We start from the raw sequence: 8,617 nt of genomic DNA on the forward strand, positions 1-8,617 counted from the left end.
TCTCAGCCCCCGTCCCCGGGCCGCGCGCCGTGGGGCCCTGTGGCCCGCCGGCATGGATCCGACGGCATGGATCCGACGGCATGGCTCTCTGGTCAGCCCTTGTCCAGGTACTGCTCGCGCTCCTCGTCCAGCAGGGCGTCCAGGGCGGTGCGCAGGCCGGGGAGATGCTCGAGGCCGGGGTCGGCGGCGACGACCGCGGCCGCCTCCTCGCGGGCCTCGGCGATGATCTCCTCGTCGTCGATGACGGTGAGCATGCGCAGCGAGGAGCGCACGCCGGACTGGGCCTGGCCCAGAACATCGCCCTCCCGGCGCTGTTCGAGGTCGATGCGGGAGAGCTCGAAGCCGTCGAGCGTGGCCGCCACGGCGTTCAGCCGGGCGCGAGCCGCGCCGGCCTCCGGCATCTCGGTGACCAGGAGGCAGAGTCCGGCGGCCGAGCCCCGGCCGACGCGGCCACGCAGCTGGTGCAGTTGGGAGACACCGAACCGGTCGGCGTCCATGATCACCATGGCCGTGGCGTTCGGGACGTTCACCCCGACCTCGATGACCGTCGTGGCGACCAGGACGTCCGTCTCGCCGGCGGCGAAGCGGCGCATCACGGCGTCCTTGTCGTCGGGCTGCATGCGGCCGTGCAGGACCTCGACCCTGAGGCCCTGGAGCGGGCCGCCCGCGAGCTGGTCGGCGACTTCGAGGACGGCCAGGGGCGGGCGCTTCTCGGCCTCGTCCTCGGCGGACGTCGGCTTGCCCTTGCCCGGGGTGTCCTCCTCGTCGCCGATGCGCGGGCAGACCACGTACGCCTGGTGGCCGCCTTCGACCTCCTCGCGTACCCGCTCCCACGCGCGCGCGAGAAAGTGGGGCTTGTCGGCGGCCGGGACGACATGGCTGGCGATGGGCGAACGCCCGGCGGGGAGCTGGTCGAGGACGGACGTCTCCAGATCGCCGAAGACCGTCATCGCGACCGTGCGCGGGATGGGGGTGGCGGTCATGACGAGCAGATGCGGCGGCTGCTTGCCCTTGCCCCGCAGTGCGTCCCGCTGCTCGACCCCGAACCGGTGCTGCTCGTCGACCACGACCAGGCCGAGGTCGTGGAACTGCACCTTGTCCTCGATCAGCGCGTGCGTCCCGATGACGATCCCGGCCTCGCCCGTGACGAGGTCGAGCAGCGCCTGGCGGCGCGCGGCGGCGCCCATGGAGCCGGTCAGCAGCACCACCTTGGTGGCGTGCTCGGAGCCGCCGAGCATCCCTCCCTCGGCCAACTCCCCCATCATGTCCGTGACCGACCGGTGGTGCTGCTGGGCGAGCACTTCGGTGGGCGCGAGCATGGCCGCCTGCCCGCCGGCGTCGACGACGGCGAGCATGGCGCGCAGGGCGACCATCGTCTTGCCGGAGCCGACCTCGCCCTGGAGCAGCCGGTGCATCGGATGCTCGGTGGCCAGGTCGTCGAAGATCTCCTTGGAGACCTTTCGCTGGCCTTCGGTGAGGGTGAAGGGGAGCTTGGCGTCGAAGGCGGCGAGGAGGCCGTCGGGGGCGGGTCTGCGGGAGACGGCCGGGAGTTGGGCGTCCGCGTGGCGGCGGCGGGCCAGGGCCACCTGGAGGACGAAGGCCTCGTCCCACTTGAGGCGGTCGCGGGCGCTCTGGAAGTCCGCTGGGGTGCGCGGCTGGTGGATCTTCAGAAGGGCTTCGGGGAGGGGAAGGAGACCGCGGCCCTCCCTGAGCGAGTCCGGCAGCGGGTCGGCGGCCTCCTGGACGCTCGGCAGCACCGTCTGGATGGACTTTCCGATCTTCCAGGACTCCAGCTTGGCGGTGGCGGGGTAGATCGGGATGAGCGATCCGGCCCAGCTGTCGACGGCCTCGGCCGCCCGGTCGCCGTCGCCGCGCAGCAACTCGTAGGCGGGGTGGGCGAGTTGGAGTCGGCGGTTGAAGACGGAGACCTTGCCCGCGAACATCGCGCGTGTGCCGGGCAGAAGATCCTTGTGCGGTTTGTGGGCGCCCTTGCCGAAGAAGACGAGTTGGAGGCGGCCGCTGCCGTCCGTGATGGTCACCTCGAGACGCTGGCCCTTGCCACGAGGCGCCTTGGGCGACGAGAAGGTGACCAGACGCGCGTCGGCGACCTGGGCGACCACCGTCACATGCTCGTCCATCGGCAGGTCGGCGAGGTGGGTGAGCTGCCCTCGCTCCTCGTACCTGCGCGGATAGTGGTGCAGCAGGTCGCCGACGGTGTGCAGGCCCAGGTACTCGGCCATCACCTTCGCGGTGGCGGGGCCGAGCACTTTCCTCAGTGGTTCATCCAACGCGTGCACGAGATCCATTGCACACCACACCACTGACAATGCCGCACACGTCCCGGAAATCGCTGGTCAGACCGGTCGTTTCGGGCCTAGGATGGCGCGCTCCGGCCTTGTTCGCGGTCACCCGTTCGTGGGACCGCCCGACCCCGCGCCGTCGCCCGTCCCCCCACCGGCGCTGCGACGATGGACTCTCAGACTTCCCAGGCACCTCAGTCACCTCATACGTTCCAGGTCGACCTGCGCGGACTCGTGGACCTGCTCTCCCATCACCTCTACTCCAGCCCCAAGGTCTATCTGCGCGAGCTGTTGCAGAACGCCGTGGACGCCATCACCGCCCGGCGCGCCGAGCAGCCCGACGCGCCCGCCCGGGTGCGGCTGTACGCGGAGGCCGGCGCCCTGCGCGTGGAGGACTCCGGGGTCGGGCTCACCGAAGCGGACGTGCACAGCCTCCTGGCGACCATCGGCCGCAGTTCCAAGCGGGCCGACGGCCTGGAGTCGGCGCGTTCGGATTTTCTCGGGCAGTTCGGCATCGGACTGCTGGCCTGCTTCGTGGTCGCCGAGCGCATCCGCGTCGTCAGCCGCAGCGCGCGTACGCCCGACGCTCCGCCCGTCGAGTGGACGGCGACGGACGACGGCTCGTACACGGTCCGTACGCTGCCCGACGAGGCCCGCCTCGAACCGGGCACCACCGTGCACCTGGTGGCCCGCCCGGGCGCCGCCGACTGGCTGGCCACCGAGCGCGTGCTGTCGCTGGCCCGGGACTTCGGCTCGCTGCTGCCGTACGACGTCCGCGTGGGCGACGAGGCGGTCACCGAGCTCCCGGCGCCCTGGGACCGTGCGTACCCGAGCCCCGCCGCCCGAAAGGTGGCCCTGGCACGGCACTGCCACGACCAGTTCGGCTTCACGCCGCTGGACTCGATCGAGCTGGACGTGCCGCTGGCCGGGATCCGGGGTGTGGCCCACGTGCTGCCGTCCGCGGTCAGCCCGGCCCAGCGCGCCGCCCATCGCGTGCACCTGAAGGGCATGCTGCTCACCGAGCGGGCCGAACAACTGCTGCCCGACTGGGCGTTCTTCGTGCGCTGTGTCCTCGACACGGACAGCCTGCGGCCCACCGCGTCGCGCGAGTCGCTGTACGAGGACGAGACCCTCTCCGCCGTACGGGAGGCGCTGGGCGAGCGGATCAGGTCCTGGCTGACCGGGCTCGCCGCGGGCGATCCGGAGCGGCTGGCGGCCTTCCTGTCGGTGCACCACCTCGGCGTGAAGTCCCTGGCCCGGCACGACAGCGAGATGCTGCGCACGATGCTGCCGTGGCTGCCCTTCGAGACGACCGACGGGCGGTTGTCCCTGGAGGAGTTCGCGCGGCGGCACCCGGTGGTGCACTTCACGCGGACCGTGGAGGAGTACCGGCAGGTCGCGCCGATCGCGTCCGCGCAGGGCGTCGGGGTGATCAACGGCGGCTACACGTACGACGCCGAGCTCGTGGAGGCACTGCCCACCGTGCGTCCCGGCGCCGTGGTCACGGAGCTGGACGCCGACACCGTCACCGCTCATCTGGACTCCGTCGACCCGGCCGAGGAACTGGCGCTGTCGGGTTTCCTGGGCACTGCCCGCGCCACACTCGACCCCCTGGGCTGCGATGTGGTCCTGCGCGCCTTCCACCCCCTGTCCGTGCCCGCGCTGCACCTGGACGACCGTGCGGCGCGCCACGAACAGGCGCGTGCTGACGCCGAGGAGCAGGCCGACGACCTGTGGGCGGGCATTCTCGGCTCGCTGCGCGGCAGCGCCCCACGCGCGCGGCTGGTGCTCAACCACCTCAACCCGCTGATCCGGAGGATCAGTTCACTCGACGCCCCGGAGCTGATCGGGACGGCCACGGAGTCCCTCTACGGGCAGGCACTGCTGATGGCTCAGCGGCCGCTGCGGCCGGCGGACTCCGCGCTCCTCAACCGTGCGTTCATCGGCCTCCTGGAGTGGGCCACACACAGCGACTCCCCCAAGGACGGCCGCGGATGAGCCAGACGATGGACTTCGACGCGCTGCGCCGGGCGATGGCGGAGAACTACGAGCAGCCGGAGGGGCCCGCCCGCAACGCGCGCGCGGAGCACCTGCTTTCGGAGGCCGAGAAGCTGGACATCCCGCTCGCGGTGATCGAGGCGCTCGGGCACCAGCTGAAGGTCTACAACTACAGCTCCGAGAAGGACAAGATGTTCGTCCCCTTCGCGCGCCTACTGCGCATGTGGGACGAACACCCCGAGGACTTCGACGAGTACGAGACCCACTCGCTGCACTGGGTCTTCAAGTGGATGTCGTCCGGCATGCTGGGCCAGCCGCACATTCCGCTCGCCTCCATCGAGAAGTGGCTCGGCGAGATGGAGCACCGTTACCGGCTCGCCGGGCATTCCGAACGGGCCGTGCGCAGCGCCGAGTTCAGCGTGGCCGCCCATGTCGGGGACCTGGCTCGCGCCGAGCGGGCATATGCCGCGTGGCTGGCCGCCGACCGGGACAGCATGGCCGACTGCCACGCCTGTGAGCTGCACGGCCAGGGCTGGTGGCGGGCGCTGCGGCACGAGGACGCCCAGGCGCTGGAGTTGTGGCGGCCGGTCCTGGAGGGCGAGCACGGGTGCGCCCACGAGCCGCACACCACGCTGGCGTCCTCTCTGGTCCCGCTGCTGCGGCTGGGCCGCCTCGACGAGGCGCGCGTCCACCATCTGCGGGGCTTCAGGCTGGTGCGGCCCATGGAGAGCATGCGGGGCGCGTACGCCGACCACGTGGAGTTCTGCGCGCTCACCGGCAACGAGGCGCGCGCCCTGGAGCTGCTGGCGGAGCGCCCGGCGTACTTCACGGACTCCGGGGAGCCGCGCAGCCTGATGGACTTCCTGGCCGTGGTGGCCCTGCTGATGGACCGGCTGACCTCCCTGGGGCTCGGCTCGCAGACCGTGCCCGGGCCGGTCGGCCGCACCTGGACCGCCGGCGAACTCGCCGCCCACGCGCGCGGGGAGGCCCTTTTGCTCGCCGCGCGCTTCGACGAGCGCAACGGCACGTCGTATGTGAGCGGGCAGGTCCGGAAGCGTATGGAGGGGCAGCCTTTGGCCGAGCGGCTGCCGTTGGGTGTGCGTGCGGCGCGGACCATGCCTGCGGCGCGGGCGCCCGCTCCCGCGCCGCAGGCACCCGTCGGCGAGCCGGACCTGGCCACGCTGCTCGCCGAGGCCCGCCGGCTCTCGGAGGCGCTGCATCCCGACTCGGTGGCGGCGTGGGCCGCGGTCGCGCGGGCGGCCGGGGAGGACGAGCTGGACGTCCGCGACCGCGCGGAGCTCGCCGACCACGAGGCCATGGGCCTGGGGCCGGACGGCGTGGAGCTGTTCGAGCGCGCCGCCGAGCTGTACGCGGAGGCGGGCGACCCGGGCGAGGCACTGGCGGCACGCGCGCGTGGGGCGTACGTACTGGCCCTGACCGGACGCTCGGACGAGGCGCTGACGGCGGTCGCCGAGCCGTACGAGCGCGTGGGCGCCCTCTTCGCGGAGGGCGGGACGGGGGTCTGGCAGACGGCGTCCGTGTGCGTGGGGCGCGCGCGGATCCTGTTGCAGCGGGTCCATGAGGCGGATGCGGGCGACGACGCCGAGGCCGCCGGGGTCGAGGGGGCGGCCGATGCGCCGCCGGGAGCCGGCCCCGGGACGCGGGCGCGTGAGGCCTTCGCCGCCGCCGAGGCCGCGGCCCGCGAGCTGCTGGATCTCTCCGGCCCGCACACCGCGGACGTACGGCTCGCCTCGCGGGCCGCGGAGGCGCAGGCCATGCTCGGCGAGCTCGCGGCGCACGCCGGGGACGCGGAGGCGGCAGCGGAGCTCCTGACGCGGGCCACCGAGGCGTTCGTCGCGGCGGGGCTGCCGTGGTTCGCGGTGGAATACGAGGCCCGGCTCACCGGAATCGCGCGTCACCTGGGTGACACCGAGGGCGCCGAGCGGGCGGCCCGGGCGGCTCTGGAGCACGGAGGCCCGTACCTGGAGGCCACGGGCCGCGCCCAGCTGCACCTCCAGCTGGCCGAAGTCCTCGGCTCCACCGGGCAGTTCGGGTCGGCGGCCGAGCAGGCCCTGGATGCGGCGCACTGGGCCGACGAGGCCGGGGAGGGGGCCACGCTCGGCGCCTGGGCGCGGCATCAGCTCGGCGGCTTCCTGGTACGCCGGGGACGGTGGGCGGAGGCGGCGGAGGTACTGGAGTCGGCGCTGCCCGAGTTGACCGTGCCCACGCACGGCGACGGTGCGATCGTGCAGACCCTGTGGTGGCTCGGCGACTGCCTCACCGAGCTCGGGGAGCACCGGGAGGCCGCCGAACGCCGGCTCCAGGCCGCCGAGATCGCCCGGCACTGGCCGGAGCAGCGCGACCACGCGATGCTCGCGCACCTCGCCGCGGAGGCCCTCGGGCACGCCGGGCTGCCCGCCGAGGCGGAGCGGGCCTACGAACGCGCGGGTGACCTCTGGCGGTCCCTCGGCAACGTCCACGGGCTGGTCCGCTCCCTGCGGGCGCGCGCGTGGATCGCGGTGAGCGATGAGGGTGGTGCGGGGCTCGACGCCGCACGGGCGTTGATGGCGACGGCGGCCCTGGAGTGCGACACCGCCCTGCCCGAGGCCGAGGACGACGACGCACGCCGGCAGCTCGTCGCCGAACTGGCCCATACGCACCGGCAGTTCGCTGACCTGATCGCACGGCACACGGCCGACGACACCGACGGCGACTCGATGCGCGTCATGTACGAGGAGGCCCTCGCGCACGTCACCCGCGCCGTCACGGGCTTCGCCTCGCTCGGCGACGCCGGTCTGCACAGCCGCACCGGCGCCGAACTCGCCGCCGGCTGGCTGGAGGCCGACCTCGGACGCCCCGACGCGGCCGTGGCACGCGCGCGCGTGGTTCTCGCGGCGTACGCGGAGACCGACGACGGCACGGACGGGACCGACGAGACGGATGGTCCGGACGAGACGGACGAGACCGCGGTGTCCCGGCGGGCGGAGGCGGAGAGCCTGCTGCGCGTGACGGCGGCGGAGGGCTAGGGCCTGTCGTCGACAGGCCCCGAGGTGTGCTGTCCGGCGGACCTGGGCCGGCCCGACTGGGATGCGCCGGACAGGCTGTGAGGCCGAGGCCGCTCGACGCGTGCCGCGGCCGTGGTGGGCCTACTCCACGCCGATCAGCAGCAGCGCGCCCTGCCGCCCGCCCCGGTACACCACGGTGTCGACCGCCAGGTAGGACTCGCGTACCCGGGCTTCGAGGTGGGCGGCGATCGTGTCGGGAGCGTCGTCGCCCAGGACCAGGGTGACCATCTCGCCGCCCGCCGAGAGCATGCGGTCGAGCACGGTTTCGGCGGTGGCCGTGATGTCGGAGCCGATCACCGCGACGTCGCCTTCGATGAGGCCGAGGATGTCACCGGCCTGGCAGATGCCGGCCATGGTCCAGGACTCGCGTTCCGCGACGGCGACCTCCGCGTACCGGGTCGCGCCGGCCGCCGAGGTCATGGCGACGACGTCCTCGTCGAAGCGCCGCTCCGGCTCGTGCACGGCGAGCGCGGCGATCCCCTGGACCGCGGAACGCGTGGGGATCAGCGCGACCCTGACACCGTCCGCGCGCACCTGCTCGGCCGCCGCGGCGGCGGTGTGGCGCAGCTCGGCGTCGTTGGGCAGCAGCACCACCTCGCGCGCGTGCGCCCGTCGTATCGCCTCGAGGAGCTCACCGCTCGCGGGCGGCTCACCGGGGCGCGCGAGGACGGTGGTCGCGCCGGCGTCGGCGTACAGCCCGGCGAGGCCTTCCCCGGGGACCACCGCCACGACCGCTCGCTGCGCCTGCTCACGGACCGGCCGCCCGGCGGCGCCCGCCGTGTGCGCGTCACCGAGCCCGAAGTGCGTGATCCGGATCCGGTACGGCCGCCCGGCCTCCACGCCCGCCTCCACCGCGGCACCCGCGTCGTCGACGTGTACATGGACGTTCCACAGCCCGTCCCCGCCGACCACGACGAGCGAGTCGCCGAGCCCGTCGAGCCGGTCCCGCAGCCGGTCCACGGCGGCGTCCTCCGCCTCCAGGAGATAGATCACCTCGAACGCGGGCCCGCCCCCCTCCACGGCCACGGCTCCGTCCGCGCAGTCCTGCGCATCCGCGAGCGGCTGCCCGACGGGGGCCTCCACGCGCGCGTGCCCCGCGAGAACCGGCACCGCCTCCGCGGCGGCCGGCGCCTCACCCGTGAACGTCTCCACCAGCGCCGCCAGCACGGCCACGAGCCCCCGCCCGCCCGCGTCCACCACGCCGGCTCGCTCCAGGGCGGCCAGCTGCCCCGGAGTGGCCGCGAGCGCCGCCCG

The 8,617-nt window shown here is 73.7% G+C and carries 4 protein-coding genes; 2 read left to right on the forward strand and 2 right to left on the reverse strand.

Annotated features, from left to right (window positions below):
• Positions 1-92: 92 nt before the first annotated feature.
• Positions 93-2,306: an ATP-dependent DNA helicase RecG gene (recG, locus tag FE633_RS43560; RefSeq protein WP_138050702.1), complete on the reverse strand. Its 2,214-nt coding sequence runs from the start codon at positions 2,304-2,306 to the stop codon at positions 93-95.
• A gap of 162 nt (positions 2,307-2,468) precedes the next feature.
• Between recG and FE633_RS43565 the strand changes: the two genes are divergently transcribed.
• On the forward strand, positions 2,469-4,298 hold the full coding sequence (locus FE633_RS43565) for an HSP90 family protein (protein WP_138050703.1): 1,830 nt from the start codon (positions 2,469-2,471) through the stop codon (positions 4,296-4,298).
• Positions 4,295-7,324: a tetratricopeptide repeat protein gene (locus tag FE633_RS43570; protein ID WP_138050704.1), complete on the forward strand. Its 3,030-nt coding sequence runs from the start codon at positions 4,295-4,297 to the stop codon at positions 7,322-7,324. The genes FE633_RS43565 and FE633_RS43570 overlap by 4 nt, the downstream gene beginning before the upstream one ends.
• 120 nt (positions 7,325-7,444) lie before the next feature.
• Here the strand turns inward: FE633_RS43570 and FE633_RS43575 are convergent.
• On the reverse strand, positions 7,445-8,617 hold a 1,173-nt coding region (locus FE633_RS43575; RefSeq protein WP_138050705.1), incomplete at its 5' end, for a DAK2 domain-containing protein.

The organism is Streptomyces montanus, assembly GCF_005786655.1.
Taxonomy (GTDB): domain Bacteria; phylum Actinomycetota; class Actinomycetes; order Streptomycetales; family Streptomycetaceae; genus Streptomyces; species Streptomyces sporangiiformans.

Excerpts from the sequence above, each read along its gene's own strand:
- FE633_RS43570 (WP_138050704.1), top strand. The coding sequence starts at position 4,295 with ATGAGCCAGACGATGGACTTCGACGCGCTGCGCCGGGCGATGGCGGAG.
- FE633_RS43565 (WP_138050703.1), top strand. The coding sequence starts at position 2,469 with ATGGACTCTCAGACTTCCCAGGCACCTCAGTCACCTCATACGTTCCAG.
- recG (WP_138050702.1), bottom strand. The coding sequence starts at position 2,306 with ATGGATCTCGTGCACGCGTTGGATGAACCACTGAGGAAAGTGCTCGGC.